Below are 19,310 nucleotides of genomic sequence, written 5' to 3'. Positions count from 1 at the left end.
CACACTAGCATCCGAAACTTTTTCAATTTTTGCTAAAAACAGGGTTTAAGCCTCGTAAATTTTTTGTAAAAACGATTTTTATCCCGAAAATAAGTCCACCCTATGTTGGAACTTGATTTGCGTATTTGCTGAAATTTTCTTAGCCCCCTCTTTTATCTATTTTATCGGAACAAGTACAAAGTTTAAATTAGCAAGACTAAAGTCTATGTTAAAAGTAGAGCAAATATTAGTGAAGTTATGGCTTTTAGTTCATCACAGATTTCGTGCATTATTGATAAGCTGAAATATGTACTTGTTTGTAAAACATAAATAACGGTGATTAAAAAAATCATTTATCAATTTTCCAAAGAAAACACCAAACATTTTATTGGATATGGAGATACCTCCAAAATGGTTGCTAAATACTTTAGTTATAATGAAAAGTACTTTCAAACTCAAATTGTATTTTCATTAAAAATAATTACAAAGTGCGATATTCAAACTGCCTTTTCTGATATTATACTTTATACCCCAAATCAACTAGGAATCCCTACTTATGTCTTAAACAATAATCCCATAAGGTATAATGTGAGTAAAGGTATCTATGAAAATATAATTGATGTCTCCAACTATCTAATTCGATTTCCAACCAAGGGGTTGTTTATAGTAGTTAATTGGATAAATACGGCTAAAAATATATCAAATTTTAGTTATCACAGAAGAGAAAGATTCACAGGAACAGCTTTACAACCTCTAATTTGTACTTATCCATAGAAACATTCCGACTCTTTTAGGTGAGAACGGATGGCAGGAAGTACAAAAATGCAGTAGTATTTTTATCCCGTATGATAACAAATATCATAATTTAGCCATAGAATTAAACCTGACTTCCAAATAAATTACATTAAACATTATTCGCAAGATTTAATATAAAGTATGTGAAAAACATTGGTAAATTTGCAAATGGTACAATTATGGTACAATTTTAAAAAAGAAAAAGTCTTAAGATGTTAATAATCAACAGATTAAAAACATAATAAGACTTTTATAGTGGAGTCGGGGAGACTCGAACTCCCGTCCAAACAAGCAATTCAATAGTCTTCTACACGCTTAGTTTTCTCTTGAATTTTCGAGACAAGACTGGCTGAAAACCACCTACCGTGTCCTTATCCTCAATTGAGCTTCACAAAAACATCAAGACCCTGTTTTAGCTATATTTACTTTACCGGTGCCTCTGGTGCAAACGCCGCAAATCAAGGCTTTTGCGAGACATCTTAGCCCGTTACCTAGTAACGGTTAAACATATCCTACTGTGATTCGGATTATGCAGCCAAGGCGTAGTTATCTTCGCCGTTTAAAAAAGTGTGAACCATGATATTTACGAGCTATAGTCCAGCGCTCGGCGTGCTTACCATCCAATTGGCCTTGCTGTCAAAACCAAATCGACCCCATACTTACAAAGTCAGTAATTGAAGTTAAGCTTTCTTTCACTTTATCTGTCAATGATCTTAAGTTGGGCGTTTCCTTTTGGTCGGCTCTCGCCTTCCAAAACGACGGGCTATCCGCTGTATCCTCATTTCCGATACCTATCTGCAATGAGGGATGCCGCTTTTATCCCTAACGCGGGTAACTTCGATTATTAAAAAGAAGTAACCTCTACAACTTGAAGCACAAAAGTAGATATAAATACTATCTTTGAAGCAAAAAACATCTTAAAATAAAGCCTATGAAATTTGGACTTATCAAAGAACGCAAAACGCCACCAGATCGTCGTGTGGTCTTCTCTCCTGAGAAAGCTAAAACAGTCCAAAATCAATATCCCTATCTGGAATTTGAAGTAGAATCCTCAGACATTCGTATTTTTTCAGACATTGCATATGAGCAGCAAGGTTTAGAAGTTACGGAAGACTTGTCCAGTTGCGATGTGCTCTTGGGAGTTAAGGAAGTTCCTATTGAGGCTTTAATTCCTAAGGCATCCTATTTTTTCTTTTCCCATACTATCAAAAAACAACCTTATAATCGAGATTTACTCAAAGCTATTTTAGAGAAGAACATAGAGCTATACGATCATGAAGTGATTACCAGTCCCACAGGAGGACGTCTTATTGGCTTTGGTCGCTATGCAGGTTTGGTCGGGGCCTATAATGGTTTTCGGGTTTTAGGCTTACGCGATAATCTTTTCAATTTACCTAAAGTAGAGGGTCTTGAAGACTTAAAAGCCCTTCAGCAAGAGTTGGACACTATTGAAATTCCAAATTTAAAGATTTGTCTGTCTGGTTTAGGAAAAGTCGCTAAAGGCGCCAAGGAAATTTTAGATTATCTTCAGATTAAAAAAGTAGGGATAGAGCAGTACCTCAATACAACTTTTGATGAGCCAGTATACACAGTTATCCATGTGATGGACTATAACCAGCGCAAAGATGGCAAACTTGGAAAGGCTTCAGAATTCTTTTTTGATCCTGCGTCTTATGAGTCCACTTTTATGCGGTTTGCCCAAGTAACCGATTTTTTTATAGCTGGGCACTTTTACGGTGACCATGCCCCCTATTTAATAACACGAGAAGATGCTAAGCGACCTGACTTTAAAATCAATCTTATTGCAGATATCAGTTGTGATATCGATGGACCAGTGGCATCCACTTTAAGACCTTCCACTATTGCCGATCCGTTTTATGGTTATGATCCACAAATCGAGTCGGAAGTCGCCTTCGATGCTAAAGGTGCAATTACTGTAATGGCAGTCGATAACCTACCCTGTGAGCTTCCTAAAGATGCTAGTGAAGGCTTTGGCGATATGTTTGCAAAACATGTGATTCCTGCATTTTTCAATGGAGACCTTGATGGAGTATTGGAACGGGCTAGAATGACTAAGGATGGAAAGCTTACGCCACGCTATAGCTATTTACAGGATTTCGTAGATGGAAAAGAATAATTTAAAACTGTCTGAATTCATTTGTAAATAGTTACACTAACATTGATAAATTTTAAAATTCAAGGATTTAATTGGACTTGAACCTATAATGTCATAATAAATCATTTTTTTTCACTTGCTTTTTATCAAAAATAATTACTGTAGTTAAGGCTAAGCTTCTTATTTTTAAGTCTAATCAATCAAAACCTGTGCTGAGCTACGTCGTAGTATAATTCAAGTTATTCATGCAACATTATAAATTTAATGTGGTACTATATTTAGTTCCAACTTTTAGTAAACTCGAGAATCAATCCAAAATAGCTCGATGTAACTAATTTTCAGTTCTAACCAAAAAAGACTTTTCAGGGGTCTGAAAAGTCTTTTAAAGTAGTCTAAATAGCTGAGAGTTAGTATTCAATAATCGTTTCAGTTTGAGGACGTCTTACTTTTTGAAAACTAGCAAATTTATCATCTTCTGCTCTGTAACCCACGGGTACGACTAGAGCTGAGGAAATGCCTTTTTCATTGAGGTTTAAAATCCTATCGTAAGCCGCACTATCAAATCCCTCCATTGGGCAGGCATCAATCTTTTCTGCAGCACAGATAGTCAATAAATTACCCAAGGCTAAATACGCCTGATTAATCGCCCATTTTTTAATATCTTGATCAGACTTTTTACCAAAGTCCTTGATCAAAAATTCTCGAAAAGATTTTACGGTCTCATCTTTTGCATTTCGGATTTCTTTTTGCAGTTCAAAATTATGGTTGATAAATGGTTCATCAACGATATTTTCGGTACATATCACCAAAACGTGAGAGGCAGATTTTACCTGAATTTGATTATAGCTACTCTCGAAAAGTTTATCCTTTAATTCTTGTTCTTTTATCACCACCAATCTTAAAGGTTGTAAACCGTAAGACGTAGGCGTTAAGTTAAATGCTTTTTTAAGCATTTCCACTTTAGAGGAATCTATGCGTTTGGTGTCATCAAACTTTTTCGTTGCATATCTCCATTCTAGGGCATCAATCATTGTTGTCATATTTTAATTAAAACAAAGGTAAAACTTAACTTAGTAAAGTGTTTAAGTTTTAATACAATTAACTCAACTTTTGTTAAATATCCTAGTTTTCAGAAACAATAGATTCTATGGTTTTAGCCATTTTAAAATCTTTTTCAGTAACGCCACCTGCATCATGAGTCGATAAGCTGATTTCTAAGGTGTTATACACATTAAACCAGTTGGGATGGTGTTGTTGAGCTTCAGCTTCAAAAGCAATTCTCGTCATGGCAGAAAATGCGTCTTTAAAATCATTAAACTCTAGTGTGGTATGAATGGCGTCCTCGTTGTAAGACCAACCTTCTAATGATTCTAAATGGCTTTCAATTTCTTTTTGGGATAATGGTGTCATAAAAATTCTTTTTTTGTGAATTCATATAATACAAAAAAAAACTGATTATTACGACTTAAGCTTTGTTGAATTTTCAACAACCTCTTCAATGGTAATTTGTAGATTTTTTGGTAAGATATGCGTTTTAGGAATAATGGCGATATACCGGTCTTGATTGGAGTTATATACATTTTTAAAAATTGGATTTTCCAAACCTAGACCTTTTAAAATATCATGTACTAATTCTTTATGATGAATAAGGTCTTGACTGCCAAGATGATAGACGCCTTCAAGATCGCGATTGATAAGGTAATGGACTTGTTGAGAAAACTTATCGTGAGTGGTAGCATTCATGACCACATTTGGAAATACCTCAATAGGTTCTTTTAAGTCATATAAAAGTTTCAATTCTTTCACCCGTGGTGAATTATGACCGTATATCATAGGTAACCTTACAATGTTGTAAAGGTGATTAGGGATTCTGAATAATGCATTTTCAATCTTTATTTTAAATCTGCCGTAAACACTTTCAGATAGAGTTTTGTCGTACTCATAGGAAGGGTAGTTGCTAAACACATCAAAAACATTGGCAGATGACAAAAAAATCAACTTCTTCTGAAACTTTATCAAATAAGTAATAATCTCAAAATGGGCGTGAGTTTGGGCTATAAAATCACCTCTAATACAAGTGATAATAAGATCTGGAGCTAATTCCTGCAACAGTAGACTTACGGATTCCGTTTCAGCGTCCCACTGGAACATGCGTTTGTTTTTTTCTAAGTCAGCATGGTCTCTTGCGAAAGTGCCATAGACGTCATAATAAGGAGACAATTCTTTGAAGAGGGCATTGCCTAGAAAACCACTAGCACCGAGAATTAATATTTTTTTGGTGTGTTTGATATACTTAAAACTTGATAAGCTATTTCCGAAATTTAGAAATAGCCTAAGATTATATAAAATTCAGGCTTAAGCCTTGTAAAATGGTGGCTTTACAATAGTCGCTTTTCTTGTTTTCTTTCTTATTTGGATACAAATAGAAGTTCCAAATTTAGAGTGTTCTGTTTTAACATAACCCATACCGATAGCTTTTCTAAGACTAGGGGACATTGTGCCTGAGGTAACATGACCTATGTCATGGCCTTCTTCGTCTACAATAGCGTAACCATGTCTTGGTATACCTTTTTCCAGTAGTTCAAAAGCAACAAGCTTTCTGGAAGGACCATTTTCCTTTTCTGCTTTCAAAGCCTCAGCGTTGATAAAGTCTTTGGTGAATTTAGTAATCCAACCTAACTTAGCTTCAATTGGAGAGGTTGTGTCATCGATATCGTTACCATATAGACACATGCCCATTTCTAAACGCAACGTATCTCGAGCGGCTAATCCAATAGGCTTAATCCCAAAATCTTTTCCAGCAGCAAATACTGAAGTCCAAATCAACTCAGCATCTTTATTTTTAAAATAAATTTCGAATCCACCGCTTCCAGTATATCCCGTGGCCGAAATAATCACATCTTGAGCTCCCGCAAACTCACCTACGGCAAAATGATAAAATTTAATAGCAGATAGGTCTAGGGGTGATATGCTTTGCATGGCTTCCAAAGCTTTGGGGCCTTGTATAGCTAGCAAAGAATACTCATCAGATAAATTTGTAGGAATAGCATCAAATGTGTTGTGTTGGTTTACCCACTTCCAATCTTTCTCTATGTTGGAAGCATTTACTACCATCATAAATTTTTCGTCGTGAAATTTATAGATGATGAGATCATCTATAATTCCTCCTGTCTCGTTTGGCATGCACGTGTACTGTGCTTGACCATCGATAAGTGTGGAGGCATCATTACTGGTTATTTTTTGGATAAGCTGTATAGCTTCTTTTCCTTCAATAAAAAATTCACCCATATGTGAGACATCAAAAACACCAAGAGATTGCCTTACGGTCTCATGTTCTTCATTTACTCCGGTATAAGATACGGGCATATCATAACCTGCAAAAGGGACTATTTTAGCTCCAAGTTGTTTATGAATTTCGGTAAGTGCAGTTGATTTCATATCGCTTATTTTAGAAATTGCAAATTTAAAATTTAAATCAAGATTTAGCTCAGCAAATCCTTCATTTCATCAAATAAAACCTTGGTTTTATTTTTTTCTTATCTAAGCATGAATAAATTTGTAGTATTTAAACTACTTTTCATATCTTAGTAAAAAAATCTATATCCAATTAAAAGAATTTGAAAAAAATTACTAAAATTATTCTAGCAGACGATCATGATGTAGTTAAGCACGGGGTGGAGGCTATTTTACGTCAAACTATCTCTGGTCCAGAAATTATAAAAGTATCTTCTGTCAATGAGTTAAGAAATCAAATGTTGTGTCAAAAAGATATTCATCTTATCATTTTGGACATCAAAATGCCTGGTGGGAATACCGTGGAAAGTGTGAAGGATATAAAAGCTAATTATCCAGAAACCAAAATTTTGATGTATTCCGCTTATGAAGAGCCTCAATATGCCGTTAATTTTATTAGAAATGGAGCAGATGGATACTTAGGAAAATCACAACCGCTTCAAAAAATAGCCTTAGCTATTAAAGTTTTAGAAAACGATAAGCGGTTTATAGATGAAAATGTTGAAGATGAGGAGTTTAACAATAAGGGATCAAATGATCTATCCTTATCTAATATCTTGTCTCATCGTGAATTTCAAATATTAGCTTTTTTGGCAGAAGGGAAGACTAATATAGAAATTTCAGGTGAGCTTAATCTTCAGAAATCAACGGTGAGTACTTATAAAAAGCGCATTATGCAAAAACTTAATATCAATAATAACATTGGGTTAGTGGATGCGTATAGAACAGACTATAATAACTTTGCTGATTAAGAAGACATTGCCTTTGATAGCATTACTTCAAAAGAAAGCTGTTTCGGAGTATTGGTATAAGTGATGTTTGCTTTCATTGCATTCAATACCGAGTTGACCAGAGGTTGCTGTTTTAAGTCGTTAATTATAATATCAATATTTGTGTCATCTAAAGGCTGACTTAAATCACCACTTAAAGTAATTTTCAGATCTTTTTTACAAGGCATCATTTCAATTGATATTAATTGGAATTCAATCTTAGTTAATTCTTTGATCAATGAAAATAGGAGATAATGATACAGCTCTGGGAAATTAACAACTTTAACAGTCAAGTTTCCTTTTAGGTTAATGGTTTTTTTGTCCAACTTTAGCAAGTCTAGGCTTGTTGTTAAAAGATCTATTAGGCTCGTTTTTGTTAACTCTGTTAGATGCAGTGTAGACTTTCCATCCGTGACTAGTTGTTTGGCTTCCTCACTAAGTAAGGTAGTAGAGGAAGAAATAATACGAACTGTTTCTATTAAGTCTTCTTGACTATTACTACCGATTTGAGATTGAAGAATTTCCGAAGAAAATTTTAAATAACTAAGTGGAGAGGCTAAGTCGTGAGATACTTTGTTTAATAACGATTTATATTCTGCTTTTAGATTTATGAATAAAAGTGACATCTCAACTTGCCGCTGTAAATTTTTGAATATCAGCTGGTTTTCCTCTTCCAATATTATTTATTTTTATATTCTGTATACATTCTTTGAAAGCTTGGAGAACTCATGTCGTCTTCCCCTAAAAGTTCAATAGAGTGTATTGATTTTGATTCATTTGACGTCGGAGCAAACCCAGGGATAATTTCCTGAAGAGCTCTATTAAGTAAAGTTTCATCAGGATCACCTAGTATACCGAGATTTGAAAAATTTTCTCTTGACTCAATATCTGGATCTAAACCATCGAAAAAGTCAGTGAATCCATCCTTATTGGCGGTCTTTAAAATTAGTGGCTGAATGGCGTAGGTATGATCTAAATTTACATTGCTTCTGGTATAATCTTCAGAATCATAGAGAGTAGCAGAGCCTTCAAACTTTCCTTCGGTTGTGGTACCAATTTGGACCACATTGATGTAAGGGTTAAGCGCATTGATGACTAATTCACTAGCAGAGGCTGAAGAGCCTGTAGTCAAGACAAAAACGCGAGATAAGTTTAAGTTATTGATAGCTTCACCTGTATTGATTTGGTTATCAAAGATAAGGTTTTGGGGTGCAAAATTGGTATTGAAAAGCTGTTGAGCGAAAACTTGGTCGTTGAATTGTCCAGTTATCATACTCGATAAGTCTTTGGCCGTTTCGATACTCCCTCCAGAATTATATCTTAAATCTAAAACTAGATCGCTAATTCCCTCAGAAGCAAAATTTGCAAATACAGCATTGAGCTCAGTATTAAACGGCGTTCTGAAGTTATTATACATCAGATAACCTATTTTAAGGCCATCAAGTTCCAAAACACGTTGGTCATGAATTGGGTTCTCTGTCAATTGAACTTTGTTTAATGCGACTTCTTCATCAAGTTGAACGAGGTCATCATTTTGAAATTCTGCTAACCCAATGGTATAACTCGCAGGATTGAGGAGTTGATTGAAATCTGTATCTGGTGAAAAGACTATGCCGCCTATACGGTTAAAAATCATCCCTCTTTCCAAACCTGCAGAGTCTGCAGGGGATCCTGGAATAACATATCTCACATAGCCAAAAACCGTATTCGTTCCCATAAATCTAATTAAACCGAATGCCATTCCATTATCGAGAGAAATTCCATCTAAACTTTGTTCCAGTGTAACAAAATCTGAAACTAGAAAACTATACCGATCCTGGTTTGCCAATAGAGAATTAAAAAATTCTGGTGGGAGCTCTACACTGTTTAAAAAACCTCTATATTCTGGAGTACTTTCAAATCTATCGTCTGCTAAATTTGGAGAATCGCTTTTGTATACATAAAAGGTATTCATAGCCTTCCAGATGTAATCTTTTATATTTTCTTGATTTGCAAGCTCGTTGATATTGGTAATGTTATCATCCCGGTCGTCTTGGCAAGAATTCAAGAATAGGAGAGATAGACCTACAAACACAAAAAGTTTTAATATTTTCATTTGTCAAATTTTAGATAAAAATAAACAAATTTGCGAAAGTTCTTTAAGAATGTAACAAAACATATCTTGCATCGTCTTCTTTAAAAACAGACTCGATATGACTTCTGAAGATTATAACAAACATATACTACCTGTAAGAGATAAAATCTTTAGGTTTTCACTGCGTTTGTTGTCTTCTGAAGCTGCAGCTAAAGATGCAACTCAAGATGTCCTTATGAAATTATGGAATATGAGAGCAAAGTTATCGGCGGTAACCAATGTGGAAGCTTATGCGATGACGATGACCAAAAACTTGTGTTACGATGTTTTAAAATCGAAACACCACAAGACACTGGAGTTGGTCCATAATTCTTATTCTGAAACTGACTCAGGACTTGGATCTCAAATTGAAGCTAGGGACGAAGTTGACTTGGTCAAGAAATTTATTGATGCTTTGCCAGATCAGCAAAGAGCTATCATACAGTTGAGAGATGTCGAGCAATTTTCGAATAAAGAAATTGAAGAAATTATGGGAATGAACTCTACATCCGTGAGAGTGGCTTTATCGAGAGCTAGAAAAAAGATTATGAATGAATTAAAAAAAACCTCTGCTTATGGACTTCAATAAAGCATATATAACGAAGTTGTTGGATCTCTATGACGATGGAGAAACAACTTTAGAACAAGAACGGGACTTAAAGTCTTACTTTGCTAGTGAGTCTTACGATAAAGACTTCGAGCCTTACGCTCTTCTATTCAGCTATTTTGAAACTGAATCGAAAACCACTTCGAAAATAAAACTTGATGTCGAATCTCCTAAGCCTAATAAGTTCTTATGGCTCAACATCGCGGCGAGTATAGTTGTTGTTATAGGTGCTGTATGGTTTTTTACATATTATGAAAAGCAACAGGATATGCAAGAAGCTAGAATAGCTTTCGAAAAAACACAAAATGCACTGAACTTCCTGTCCTTTAACATGAATGAAGGTTTGGAAAAATTGGAATATATAGAAGTATTCAACACTCAAAAAAATAAAATAATAAAATAAAGCTATGAAACGAATTAAAATTTTAGGTCTAATAATGGCCGTCGCTTTTATGAGCACAACAGCAGTGGCTCAGGATTTTAGTAAATATGATAATATAAGAGAGATCACCTCTATTGTCGTTAACAAAAGCATGTTTAAATTAATGAGTAAACTCGATCTCGGCAGTGATGATGAAGACGTAAAGTCTTACTTGGAGCTAGTAGAAAATCTAGAGGATATAAAGGTATATACCACCGAAAGTCTTGACTATGGAAAACAGCTTCAAGCTGATTTTAACATCTTAAAATCTAAGAATAACTTAGAGGAATTGATGCGAATTAAAGATGATGGTAAAAATATAAACTTTTATATCAAACCTGGAAAAACAGATGACTATGTGAGTCAACTCTTGATGTTTATTAATTCATCAGAAGCTTCAGATACGCAGTCGGTTTTGATGGTCATCAACGGAAATATCGACTTGAAAAATATATCAAAGTTAACCAGTCAAATGAATATCCCTGGAGCAAAATCTTTAGAAAACATAAAAAAAAAGTAAGATGAAATCATTCATAATAGGTATAGTAGCTTTAAGTACTTTGTTGGCTTGTAATTCCAACCCAAGTCTCCAAAAGTATTTAGTAGAAAAAGAAAGTAATCCTGAATTTATTTCAGCAAGTTTATCAATGGATCTCCTTGTTCAAAACCTAGACAGCTTAAGCGTAGAGGAAAAGGAGAGTATACAGAAAATCGAAAAAATAAATGTTCTTGCTCTTCTTAAAGATAAAGGAGAATTCATATTAGAAGAGGAAAGGACTGCATTGCGAACCATTTTAAACCAAACAGAGTACAAGTCTCTCATCAATTTTAACGGAGCAGACCGGGAGGCTAAATTTCTGTATTCTGGTAATGAAGAGGATATCCGAGAAGTTGTCTTTTTTGGATACGATGTCAAAATGGGGATGTTGCTGCTGAGAATGAGGGGAAGTAATATTGAACCCAACGATATTTTTAAAATAACCCAAATGGGAGATAAACTTAATCTAGGAGCAATTTCTGGTTTTGAAGATCTTATGGAAGATTCGATGCAATAAAATTAAAGAGAGATTAAAATTTTGTTATATGCTCTTGTTATTTGAATTTTTTTAAGATATTTATGAAAAATTGAACATTTATGGATATTTTTATTATAGCTTTAAAAATCATTATCATTATCGGCATTTTAAATGTCTGGTTATTAAGGTTTAATGTTAAAACAGAATGGAGAGGAAATGGAGCTAGTAATATGAATGAAGAATTCAGTAATTATGGTTTACCTAGTTGGTTTGTTCCTGTAATTGGTTTTCTTAAAATAGGTTTTGCTGCACTCTTAGTTATAAGTATTTTCAAAACGGATGCAAATCTTGGTTTTATTGGAGCTGTAGGTATGGGGGTTTTAATGATAGGAGCTATTGGTATGCACGTCAAAATTAAAGATACTCTAAAGCGTTCATTACCCGCTTTTTTGATGCTTGTGATGTCCGCTATTATCGCTTTCTTTTAGTTTGAAGTTTCAAGGTTTGTAATAGAAATAGGTAAACCAAAAATTGTTTTTTCCTTAGACAAAATCATATCAGACTGGGTTTCTACCCAGTCTTTCCATTTAGAGGTAACTCCACCTATGGGAATTACAGAAACCCACATTTTGAAAGCTTTTGGCCTATAATTTTTATCGACAATCCAAAGATAGGAATCACCTGGTGTAGATCCTCCCGAGGTATAGGTTACTAACAAGGCTTCTTTTCCTTCCATAGTTACAATCCTTCTTTCTACTTCATCATCCATCAGTTTATAAGGTGCAATTAACCAAAAGGAATCATTATTAAAATTCTTAATAGCCCTCTGGATGTGTTGCTGACGTAACTTATCGTCCTTAACTTTAGGAGATATAATTTGACTAGCCTCGTAATCTTTTAAATTTAGCCTCACCACCTCATCACCAGATTTTACGAGCACATAATTTTGATCCTTATGCCATTCATAAGAATGCATTCCCGCAAACGTCCAGCTAATCACCTTGGTGTTTTTGTAAGCATCATAGTTAAGCTCTTTTAAAATATTTTTGGCAAATTCATCGGCTTTAGCACCTTCTGTGCCTTGTGGCAAGTCTTCAGAAATGATCACTCCAATTGCCGTTAGTACTATAACTATGCAAAGAATGATAATTCCTATGCCCTTAAGTGTCTTCCAAATCCATTTCATAAATTCTGATTGATATTTTTAATTTTTTCTTTACAAAATGCTCTTATGTCTTCAAAAAACGATTCAAATTCGTCTTCAAATTCTTTTTGATGATCTATATAAATATCTACTCCCTTTTGAAGAGCAGTATCATGCTTAGTCTTGTTGTTCATTTGTTTTAATATTTCGCGTAAACCTTCAATACTTGCATAACTCACCAACCAGTTATGTTCTATCATATATGGAACCGCTTTGGAGATTTTCTTTGGTAAGGTATCTATGTTTGCGTCTAGAAGCAGATAAAAATCCTCTGCAAACAGGTTTAAATCCACTTTGGAATAGGTGTTCCAATGTTTTGCTAATATATGGTCATAAATCATATCGATAACAACGCCGTTGTAGTGTCCTACAGCATCAAAGAAGCGATGGGACCCTTTTGAGACTAAAGGGTGGTGATCTGTAAAATCGTCTATAGCTCTATGGAGAATGATCCCTTTTTGGATGTCTTTTGGAAATTCTTTGTAAGACTTTCCTTTGATTTCATCGGCGATGAAATTTCCTAGTTTTAGAAAATCATCATTTCCAGAAAGGTAAATGTGAGCTAAATAATTCATTGCCCTAAAGTATATTTTCTTATCACTTTTAGCAAATTATTATAGAGTTAAATCTATGGACTTGTATATTTACACTTAAAAACTTTTTAAATCCAAACAAATATGACATTAATCAAATCTATTTCAGGAATTCGAGGTACCATCGGCGGCAAAGTGGGTGAGAATTTAACTCCTTTAGATGTTGTTAAATTTTCTGCAGCTTATGGAAAATGGATCAAAACACAACGAAGAAAAGATAATTACAAAGTTGTTGTTGGTCGTGATGCCAGAATTTCCGGAAAAATGGTACAATCACTAGTGATGCAAACCTTATCTGGAATGGGTATTCATGTGGTGGATTTGGAACTATCTACTACACCTACTGTCGAAGTTGCTGTGACTATGGAACATGCCGACGGCGGCATTATTCTTACGGCAAGCCATAATCCTAAACAATGGAATGCCTTAAAGTTACTCAATAAAGACGGGGAGTTCCTAAATGCAGAAGAGGGTGAACAGATTTTAAGATTTGTAGAAGAGGAAGATTTTGATTTTGCAGAGGTTAACGATTTAGGAAAAATATCATTTCATAATGCTTATATCGATTTACATATAGAAGAGGTGCTAAAACTCAACTTGGTAGAAGTCGACCGGATTAAGAATTCCAAATTTAAAGTGGTAGTCGACGCCGTAAATTCATCGGGAGGTATTTCTATACCCCCTCTTTTGGAAATGCTAGGGGTAGAGGTTGTAAAATTATATTGTGAGCCCACGGGAGAGTTTCCTCATAATCCAGAACCCTTGGCTAAAAACCTTCAAGACCTATCCAAGCTGGTTAAAGAAGAACATGCAGATTTGGGCATCGCAGTAGATCCAGATGTGGATAGACTGGCCTTGGTCGATGAAAAAGGAGAGATGTTTGGAGAGGAATACACCTTAGTGAGCGTAGCTGATTATGTTTTAAGTCGTAAAAAAGGAGCGACAGTGAGCAATTTATCTTCTTCTAGGGCTTTGAGAGATGTTACAGAAAAGCACGGCTGTGAGTATTTTGCAAGTGCTGTAGGAGAGGTTAATGTAGTTGCTAAGATGAAAGAAGTGAATGCGGTGATTGGTGGAGAGGGTAATGGAGGAGTAATTTACCCAGAGTCTCACTACGGAAGAGATAGCTTGGTAGGGGTTGCTCTATTTTTAAGTTTATTGGCTGAACGAGAAATAAAAGTGTCGGAGCTCAGGCAGACGTATACTTCCTATTTTATGGCTAAAGAAAAAATAGAGCTTACACCAGACTTGGATGTCGATAAGTTGTTGGAGGCTATCGCTAAAACATATCAAACTGAAGATATAACGACTATTGATGGTGTAAAAATTGACTTTAAAGAGAACTGGGTTCATTTAAGAAAGTCCAATACAGAACCTATCATCAGAATTTATACGGAAGCTAAAAGTCAGGACGAAGCTGATAATTTAGCCCAGCGTTTTATTTCTGAACTTAGAGAGCTTAGCAGCTAAATTAAATCTATTCGCTGGAAACTCGCCTGTGTTTCCAGCGCTTATGGGTCCAGAGGTAATACTCCGGAGCTTCGTGTATTTGGTTTTCGACCAATTTTAGAAATTGATCTGTAATCTTATAATCTGGAATACCTTCGGGTTGCTTGGCAATTGTTTTAAACGTGGCTTCATAATGCCCGCGTTTAACTTTGATGACACTACAGAAAACAACACTAGAGTCCAGTTTTTTAGCTATCATTTCTGCACCGGTATGGACAGGAACTTCTATGCCCATAAATTTTTGCCAGTGATACGCTTTATCGACTTTAGGCGATTGGTCGGAAATAAAACCACTAATAGATGTTTTATTTTCGGCTTTTGCCTTTAGTAAAGTTGGAATAATTTCTTTTGTTGTAATGAGTTCAGTATTATATTTAGCCCGGATTTTTTTAATGAGTTTATCGAAATATTTATTTTTCAATCTTTTATAAACAGCGTAACCCCTTGATTTAAATTGTCTTTGCATAATAAAAATCCATTCCCAGTTACCATAATGAGCCATCATTACAACAACGCTTTTCCCTTCGTTCTCAATTTTTTGAATTTCGTCAACATTAATAAGTGTATAGCGTTTTTTGATTTCTTGTTCAGAAATGGTTAAGGACTTTATAGATTCAAAAATTAAATCACAAAAATGTTTATAGAACTCTTTGGCGATTTTTGCTTTCTCTTGCTTTGACTTTTTAGGAAAGGCTAAGTTCAAGTTTTCAAGAACGACTGTTTTACGGTATCTAAAGATTTTAAAAATTACAATAAAAAAGACATCAGAAAGGAAATATAAAACCTTGAATGGCAAAATCGAAATCAACCAAATAAAGGGATAAACTAAATAAAAAACCAGTGCATGCATCACTCAAAATTTCGCCAAAGATAGGTATATTTGGCGTTTACTGATTTAAAATTATGGGTGGAATCGATTTAGTTATTATAGCCGTTATTGCTGCGAATGTTTTGATGTCTTTTAAAGGATTTAAGGATTCTCAATTCTTCAATAAGTACAAATTTGAAGTGTCTTCCATCAAGGCCGGTGATAAAATAAGAGTTTTGAGTTCAGGATTTCTTCATGTGGATACTACTCATCTTTTCGTAAATATGTTGACCCTCTATTTTTTTGCTTCTAGTGTCACAAGTTTTTTAGGGACAACGGGATTCTTGTTGGTCTATTTTGGAAGTTTGATTATAGGAAATCTACTGTCTCTTTATTTTCACAAAGAGGACTATGCTTATACTGCAGTTGGAGCTAGTGGTGCTGTGGTAGGAGTTCTTTACGCAGCCATTCTGCTTCAGCCCGATATGATGTTAGGTTTATTCTTCATTATTCCTATGCCAGCATATGTATTTGGAATAGGCTATTTATTTTACTCCATTTGGGCAATGAAAGCTAGAAGAGATAATGTAGGTCATGATGCCCACTTTGGTGGAGCGATGGGAGGGTATTTTATTACTCTATTGCTATCGCCTTGGGTACTAAAAGAACACCTGCTTATGGTCATTCTACTAGCGGTTCCTATTCTAGTTTTGTTTGTTTTACAAAAGATGGGAAAACTATAATTTTAAGAATATATGTCTAGTTCATTCCATCCTGTAATTCGCTTATCTATATTTGTAATTAATTTCACCTATGAAACTTTTTAAATTTATATTCAGTAAGACTTTTTTGGTTCAATTGATTCTAGCAGTTGTTGTTTTAGTCGCTTTGATATTTGGAGCTTTAAAGTACCTTGATGTAACCACCAATCACAACGAAACGATTGAGGTTCCTGACCTTTCAAAGTTTCAATTGGACATTGTAGACAAGAAACTTGAAGAAATGAATTTGAGAAGAGAAATATTAGATTCAGCTAGTTTTAATCCAAAATACCCACCATTTTCTGTCTTGGATCAAGTTCCAAAACCAGGAAAACGGGTAAAAGCAAATAGAAAAATATACATTACGCTTAATCCTTCAGGATATATCGATGTTGAAATTCCTCAGAATTTAATTCGAAAAACAAGGCGACAAGTAGAGCCTACCTTAATAGCTTTGGGTTTTAAAATTGGAGAGATTATAATGAGACCCGATATTGCTAAGGGAGCTATATTAGAATTAAGACATAAAGGAGAGACCATAGAGGCTGGTGATTTTCTTCAAAAGAGCAGTGCTATAGACCTAGTGGTTGGAGATGGTAGTTTAAGATAAAATAATCAATAAGAGTTTACAAGACAATTAGTATGCAAACACAGGAGGACTTAGACCAAAACGACGAACTTTATGAACACCATAGCTTTAAAGCAAGCAAAGGTCAAGAGCCCCTTCGTGTAGATAAATTTTTAATGAATTTCATTGAAAACGCAACACGTAATAAAGTGCAACAGGCCGCTAAGGATGGTAACATTTATGTAAATGGAATTCCTGTAAAACAAAATTATAAAGTCAAAGCGGAGGATGAAGTCAAAGTTCTTTTAGCTTATCCTCCTTATGAGAATTTATTGACTCCTGAAGATATTCCTTTGGATATCGTTTATGAAGATGACGCTTTGCTTGTGGTGAATAAGGCAGCCGGTATGGTTGTTCACCCAGGTCATGGAAATTATTCAGGGACCTTAATTAATGCTCTTGTTTATCATTTTGAAAATCTACCTAACAATAGTAGTGATCGACCGGGGCTTGTTCATCGCATCGATAAAGATACCAGTGGACTTCTTGTTGTTGCTAAGACCGAAGCTGCTATGGCTTATCTTTCTAACCAGTTTTTTCATAAGACCAGCAAAAGAGAATACGTGGCAATAGCTTGGGGAAATCTCAATGAAGAGGAGGGAACTATTGAAGGAAATATTGGACGTAATCCGAAAAATAGACTTCAGAACATAGTTTATCTTGGAGAGGATGCAGATCAAGGTAAGCCTGCGGTAACTCACTATAAAGTGATTGAACGCTTAGGATACGTTACTCTTATTTCCTGTCAATTAGAAACAGGTCGAACCCACCAGATTCGTGTGCATTTAAAACATATAGGGCATACCTTATTTAACGACGAGCGCTATGGCGGTGATAAGATTCTTAAGGGAACTACGTTTACCAAATACAAACAATTTGTTGATAACTGTTTTAAAGTCTTGCCACGCCAGGCTTTACATGCTAAGAAATTAGCTTTTGAACATCCAACAACTAAAGAATGGATGGAATTTAATTCAGAAATTCCTGAAGACATGACTCAGTGTATTGAGCGTTGGAAAAATTATGCTAAAAACAGCAAAGAAAATATTTAGTATCAACTTTCTTGATAACTGTATTTTTAATAATTAGTTAACTAGATCTTCAAGTTGTTTGATTTCGATTATTTTTAAAATAAAACATGAAACTTATAGTATCCCCAGCTAAATCGTTAAATGAAAATGATAAGCTACCAACCAATAAACATACAACACCAATTTTTGAAGACTTAGCTGCTCAAATCAATCGTGAGTTATCTAGGATGACCAAAGATGAGATAGCTAAATTGATGAGTATAAGTGATAAACTTGCCGATCTTAATTATGGGCGTTATCAAAGCTTTAAAGATTCTCATACCTCGAAAAATTCCAGACCAGCTATTTATATGTTTGATGGTGATGTCTACAGCGGTATAGATGCTTATACAATTCCAAAAGATAAGATAGAGGCCTTACAAAAATCTCTTCGTATTTTATCAGGTATGTATGGAGTTTTAAGGCCTTTAGATCTTATGCAACCTTATAGATTGGAGATGGGTACTAAGTTGCCTATTGAACAAGACAAAGATTTATACGCTGTGTGGAAAGAAAAAGTCACAAAGCAACTAAATTCAGAAATGACAGAAGGGGAGTTGCTTGTAAATTTAGCAAGTCAAGAATATTTTAAAGTCTTAGATACCAAAACAATTAAGGCAAAATTAATTTCTCCTGTCTTCAAAGATTTTAAAAATGGAAAATTGAAAATAATCAGTTTTTATGCTAAGAAAGCTAGAGGATCTATGGTAAGGTATATTTTGGATAAGGATGTGGAGACCTTAGAAGGAATTAAAGGGTTTAATTACGATAACTATCATTTCTCTGAAGAACACACGGAAAATGAGGATGATCCTGTATTTATCAGGTAATTGCTAATGATTTAATACGATCATAGCATTACTATCAATAGAAATTTTTTTAAAATTATTTATTTTCTGATCTATCAAATCGATTTGGTAAATAGAAATGTCGATGGTGCTATTTAATAGACCTTAGCTTAAATTACCAACGAGTTGAAAAATACTTTGTATTTTTTTGTTTACCTCGATGGAGCTTCTTTGGATCTGTTATACACGTTTAAAATAGTTGCAAACTATTTAAAAAAGATGAAGTAAATAAAAGTATGAAAAAAGACTTAGATCATTTATTAAAATGAAGCTCTTCTTCTTTAGTTAATAATCTAGATTTAACAACAAATCTATAGCCTTCGGGTATTTCTAGTGAAAAACTAGAACCTCGACCTTCTGTTATATCAATGGTAAGGTGAGTATGTTTCCAATATTCAAATTGCGCTTCGTTCATGTAAAATTTAACTCCTCCAATTTCGCCCATAAAAATATCAGATTCGTCTAAGTAAAAGTCCTCTTTAGGTAAAAGCATGGGTGATGAGCCGTCACAACAACCACCACTTAGATGGAAAATAACATTCCCATGCTTTAATTTCAA

General features: G+C 34.6%; 23 protein-coding genes and 1 other RNA gene. 13 read left to right on the top strand and 11 right to left on the bottom strand.

What is annotated here, in order from left to right; all coding sequences use genetic code 11:
* The first annotated feature begins 315 nt into the window (after positions 1 to 315).
* Positions 316 to 753, top strand: a complete 438-nt coding sequence (locus tag CXF67_RS02120; protein WP_102087246.1) for a hypothetical protein — start codon at positions 316 to 318, stop codon at positions 751 to 753.
* Positions 754 to 1,027: 274 nt separating this feature from the next.
* On the opposite strand, the gene ssrA is transcribed toward CXF67_RS02120, so the two are convergent.
* Positions 1,028 to 1,429: a transfer-messenger RNA gene (gene ssrA / locus CXF67_RS02115) on the bottom strand.
* Between the two features lie 276 nt (positions 1,430 to 1,705).
* On the opposite strand from ssrA, the gene CXF67_RS02110 reads away from it, so the two are divergent.
* Entirely contained in the window at positions 1,706 to 2,911 is a 1,206-nt protein-coding gene (locus tag CXF67_RS02110) for an NAD(P)-dependent oxidoreductase (protein ID WP_102087245.1), read from the top strand.
* Between the two features lie 386 nt (positions 2,912 to 3,297).
* On the opposite strand, the gene CXF67_RS02105 is transcribed toward CXF67_RS02110, so the two are convergent.
* The 4 genes from CXF67_RS02105 to gcvT form a co-directional block, all read right to left on the bottom strand.
* Positions 3,298 to 3,921, bottom strand: coding sequence for an NAD(P)H-dependent oxidoreductase (locus CXF67_RS02105; RefSeq protein WP_102087244.1), 624 nt, complete (start codon positions 3,919 to 3,921; stop codon positions 3,298 to 3,300).
* A gap of 91 nt (positions 3,922 to 4,012) precedes the next feature.
* Positions 4,013 to 4,300, bottom strand: coding sequence for a 4a-hydroxytetrahydrobiopterin dehydratase (locus CXF67_RS02100; protein ID WP_102087243.1), 288 nt, complete (start codon positions 4,298 to 4,300; stop codon positions 4,013 to 4,015).
* A gap of 48 nt (positions 4,301 to 4,348) precedes the next feature.
* Positions 4,349 to 5,161 (bottom strand): sugar nucleotide-binding protein, encoded by an 813-nt coding sequence (locus tag CXF67_RS02095; protein WP_145990345.1) that lies wholly within the window; start codon positions 5,159 to 5,161, stop codon positions 4,349 to 4,351.
* Positions 5,162 to 5,245: 84 nt separating this feature from the next.
* Positions 5,246 to 6,328 carry a glycine cleavage system aminomethyltransferase GcvT gene (gene gcvT, locus CXF67_RS02090; RefSeq protein ID WP_102087241.1) on the bottom strand — a complete coding sequence of 361 codons (1,083 nt, stop codon included), beginning with the start codon at positions 6,326 to 6,328 and terminating at the stop codon, positions 5,246 to 5,248.
* 179 nt (positions 6,329 to 6,507) lie between these two features.
* On the opposite strand from gcvT, the gene CXF67_RS02085 reads away from it, so the two are divergent.
* Positions 6,508 to 7,155, top strand: coding sequence for a response regulator (locus tag CXF67_RS02085; RefSeq protein WP_102087240.1), 648 nt, complete (start codon positions 6,508 to 6,510; stop codon positions 7,153 to 7,155).
* Here CXF67_RS02085 and CXF67_RS02080 read toward each other — a convergent pair.
* Positions 7,152 to 7,850, bottom strand: coding sequence for a hypothetical protein (locus CXF67_RS02080; RefSeq protein ID WP_102087239.1), 699 nt, complete (start codon positions 7,848 to 7,850; stop codon positions 7,152 to 7,154). The two genes, CXF67_RS02085 and CXF67_RS02080, sit on opposite strands and share 4 nt — an antisense overlap.
* A 2-nt stretch (positions 7,851 to 7,852) precedes the next feature.
* Positions 7,853 to 9,268, bottom strand: coding sequence for a S41 family peptidase (locus CXF67_RS02075; RefSeq protein ID WP_102087238.1), 1,416 nt, complete (start codon positions 9,266 to 9,268; stop codon positions 7,853 to 7,855).
* A gap of 97 nt (positions 9,269 to 9,365) precedes the next feature.
* On the opposite strand from CXF67_RS02075, the gene CXF67_RS02070 reads away from it, so the two are divergent.
* From CXF67_RS02070 to CXF67_RS02050, 5 genes are all read left to right on the top strand, one after another.
* Positions 9,366 to 9,875: an RNA polymerase sigma factor gene (locus CXF67_RS02070; RefSeq protein WP_102087237.1), complete on the top strand. Its 510-nt coding sequence runs from the start codon at positions 9,366 to 9,368 to the stop codon at positions 9,873 to 9,875.
* The gene (locus CXF67_RS02065) at positions 9,862 to 10,296 is read left to right on the top strand and encodes a hypothetical protein (RefSeq protein WP_102087236.1); all 435 of its coding nucleotides are present in this window, start codon (positions 9,862 to 9,864) and stop codon (positions 10,294 to 10,296) included. Before CXF67_RS02070 ends, CXF67_RS02065 begins: the two co-directional genes overlap by 14 nt.
* Positions 10,297 to 10,300: 4 nt before the next feature.
* Positions 10,301 to 10,834 carry a DUF4252 domain-containing protein gene (locus CXF67_RS02060; protein ID WP_102087235.1) on the top strand — a complete coding sequence of 178 codons (534 nt, stop codon included), beginning with the start codon at positions 10,301 to 10,303 and terminating at the stop codon, positions 10,832 to 10,834.
* Between the two features lies 1 nt (position 10,835).
* Positions 10,836 to 11,369, top strand: coding sequence for a DUF4252 domain-containing protein (locus CXF67_RS02055; protein ID WP_102087234.1), 534 nt, complete (start codon positions 10,836 to 10,838; stop codon positions 11,367 to 11,369).
* 80 nt (positions 11,370 to 11,449) lie between these two features.
* Positions 11,450 to 11,818, top strand: a complete 369-nt coding sequence (locus tag CXF67_RS02050) for a DoxX family protein (protein WP_102087233.1) — start codon at positions 11,450 to 11,452, stop codon at positions 11,816 to 11,818.
* Here CXF67_RS02050 and CXF67_RS02045 read toward each other — a convergent pair.
* Together CXF67_RS02045 and CXF67_RS02040 are read right to left on the bottom strand one after the other, a co-directional pair.
* A complete protein-coding gene (locus tag CXF67_RS02045; protein ID WP_102087232.1) occupies positions 11,815 to 12,516 on the bottom strand; it encodes a hypothetical protein in 702 nt (233 codons plus the stop codon). The genes CXF67_RS02050 and CXF67_RS02045 overlap by 4 nt on opposite strands.
* Positions 12,513 to 13,109 (bottom strand): acyl carrier protein phosphodiesterase, encoded by a 597-nt coding sequence (locus CXF67_RS02040; protein ID WP_102087231.1) that lies wholly within the window; start codon positions 13,107 to 13,109, stop codon positions 12,513 to 12,515. Before CXF67_RS02040 ends, CXF67_RS02045 begins: the two co-directional genes overlap by 4 nt.
* A 102-nt stretch (positions 13,110 to 13,211) precedes the next feature.
* On the opposite strand from CXF67_RS02040, the gene glmM reads away from it, so the two are divergent.
* Positions 13,212 to 14,597 carry a phosphoglucosamine mutase gene (gene glmM / locus CXF67_RS02035; protein ID WP_102087230.1) on the top strand — a complete coding sequence of 462 codons (1,386 nt, stop codon included), beginning with the start codon at positions 13,212 to 13,214 and terminating at the stop codon, positions 14,595 to 14,597.
* 7 nt (positions 14,598 to 14,604) lie between these two features.
* Here glmM and CXF67_RS02030 read toward each other — a convergent pair whose 3' ends face one another.
* Positions 14,605 to 15,486, bottom strand: coding sequence for a lysophospholipid acyltransferase family protein (locus CXF67_RS02030; protein WP_102087229.1), 882 nt, complete (start codon positions 15,484 to 15,486; stop codon positions 14,605 to 14,607).
* A gap of 53 nt (positions 15,487 to 15,539) precedes the next feature.
* On the opposite strand from CXF67_RS02030, the gene CXF67_RS02025 reads away from it, so the two are divergent.
* The 4 genes from CXF67_RS02025 to yaaA all read left to right on the top strand — a co-directional run bounded on the left by CXF67_RS02025 (position 15,540) and on the right by yaaA (position 18,733).
* On the top strand, positions 15,540 to 16,187 hold the full coding sequence (locus CXF67_RS02025) for a rhomboid family intramembrane serine protease (RefSeq protein ID WP_102087228.1): 648 nt from the start codon (positions 15,540 to 15,542) through the stop codon (positions 16,185 to 16,187).
* Between the two features lie 70 nt (positions 16,188 to 16,257).
* Positions 16,258 to 16,815: a PASTA domain-containing protein gene (locus CXF67_RS02020; protein ID WP_102087227.1), complete on the top strand. Its 558-nt coding sequence runs from the start codon at positions 16,258 to 16,260 to the stop codon at positions 16,813 to 16,815.
* A gap of 32 nt (positions 16,816 to 16,847) precedes the next feature.
* Positions 16,848 to 17,885, top strand: a complete 1,038-nt coding sequence (locus CXF67_RS02015; RefSeq protein WP_102087226.1) for an RluA family pseudouridine synthase — start codon at positions 16,848 to 16,850, stop codon at positions 17,883 to 17,885.
* Between the two features lie 86 nt (positions 17,886 to 17,971).
* Complete coding sequence (gene yaaA / locus CXF67_RS02010) at positions 17,972 to 18,733, top strand: peroxide stress protein YaaA (protein ID WP_102087225.1); 762 nt, start codon at positions 17,972 to 17,974, stop codon at positions 18,731 to 18,733.
* Between the two features lie 271 nt (positions 18,734 to 19,004).
* Here the strand turns inward: yaaA and CXF67_RS02005 are convergent.
* Positions 19,005 to 19,310: DUF779 domain-containing protein (locus tag CXF67_RS02005; protein WP_102087224.1), on the bottom strand; the 306-nt coding region annotated here is incomplete at its 5' end.

The sequence above is a fragment of the Psychroflexus sp. MES1-P1E genome, assembly GCF_002836055.1.
Lineage (GTDB): Bacteria > Bacteroidota > Bacteroidia > Flavobacteriales > Flavobacteriaceae > Psychroflexus.
This window is presented reverse-complemented; position numbering and strand designations above follow the sequence as displayed.

Bases quoted from the DNA above. Each gene is read 5' to 3' on its own strand.
- CXF67_RS02105 (WP_102087244.1), bottom strand. From the start codon at position 3,921: ATGATTGATGCCCTAGAATGGAGATATGCAACGAAAAAGTTTGATGAC.
- CXF67_RS02015 (WP_102087226.1), top strand. From the start codon at position 16,848: ATGCAAACACAGGAGGACTTAGACCAAAACGACGAACTTTATGAACAC.
- gcvT (WP_102087241.1), bottom strand. From the start codon at position 6,328: ATGAAATCAACTGCACTTACCGAAATTCATAAACAACTTGGAGCTAAA.
- CXF67_RS02025 (WP_102087228.1), top strand. From the start codon at position 15,540: ATGGGTGGAATCGATTTAGTTATTATAGCCGTTATTGCTGCGAATGTT.
- CXF67_RS02060 (WP_102087235.1), top strand. From the start codon at position 10,301: ATGAAACGAATTAAAATTTTAGGTCTAATAATGGCCGTCGCTTTTATG.
- glmM (WP_102087230.1), top strand. From the start codon at position 13,212: ATGACATTAATCAAATCTATTTCAGGAATTCGAGGTACCATCGGCGGC.
- CXF67_RS02055 (WP_102087234.1), top strand. From the start codon at position 10,836: ATGAAATCATTCATAATAGGTATAGTAGCTTTAAGTACTTTGTTGGCT.
- yaaA (WP_102087225.1), top strand. From the start codon at position 17,972: ATGAAACTTATAGTATCCCCAGCTAAATCGTTAAATGAAAATGATAAG.
- CXF67_RS02040 (WP_102087231.1), bottom strand. From the start codon at position 13,109: ATGAATTATTTAGCTCACATTTACCTTTCTGGAAATGATGATTTTCTA.
- CXF67_RS02065 (WP_102087236.1), top strand. From the start codon at position 9,862: ATGGACTTCAATAAAGCATATATAACGAAGTTGTTGGATCTCTATGAC.
- CXF67_RS02110 (WP_102087245.1), top strand. From the start codon at position 1,706: ATGAAATTTGGACTTATCAAAGAACGCAAAACGCCACCAGATCGTCGT.
- CXF67_RS02100 (WP_102087243.1), bottom strand. From the start codon at position 4,300: ATGACACCATTATCCCAAAAAGAAATTGAAAGCCATTTAGAATCATTA.
- CXF67_RS02030 (WP_102087229.1), bottom strand. From the start codon at position 15,486: ATGCATGCACTGGTTTTTTATTTAGTTTATCCCTTTATTTGGTTGATT.
- CXF67_RS02020 (WP_102087227.1), top strand. From the start codon at position 16,258: ATGAAACTTTTTAAATTTATATTCAGTAAGACTTTTTTGGTTCAATTG.
- CXF67_RS02050 (WP_102087233.1), top strand. From the start codon at position 11,450: ATGGATATTTTTATTATAGCTTTAAAAATCATTATCATTATCGGCATT.
- CXF67_RS02070 (WP_102087237.1), top strand. From the start codon at position 9,366: ATGACTTCTGAAGATTATAACAAACATATACTACCTGTAAGAGATAAA.
- CXF67_RS02045 (WP_102087232.1), bottom strand. From the start codon at position 12,516: ATGAAATGGATTTGGAAGACACTTAAGGGCATAGGAATTATCATTCTT.
- CXF67_RS02075 (WP_102087238.1), bottom strand. From the start codon at position 9,268: ATGAAAATATTAAAACTTTTTGTGTTTGTAGGTCTATCTCTCCTATTC.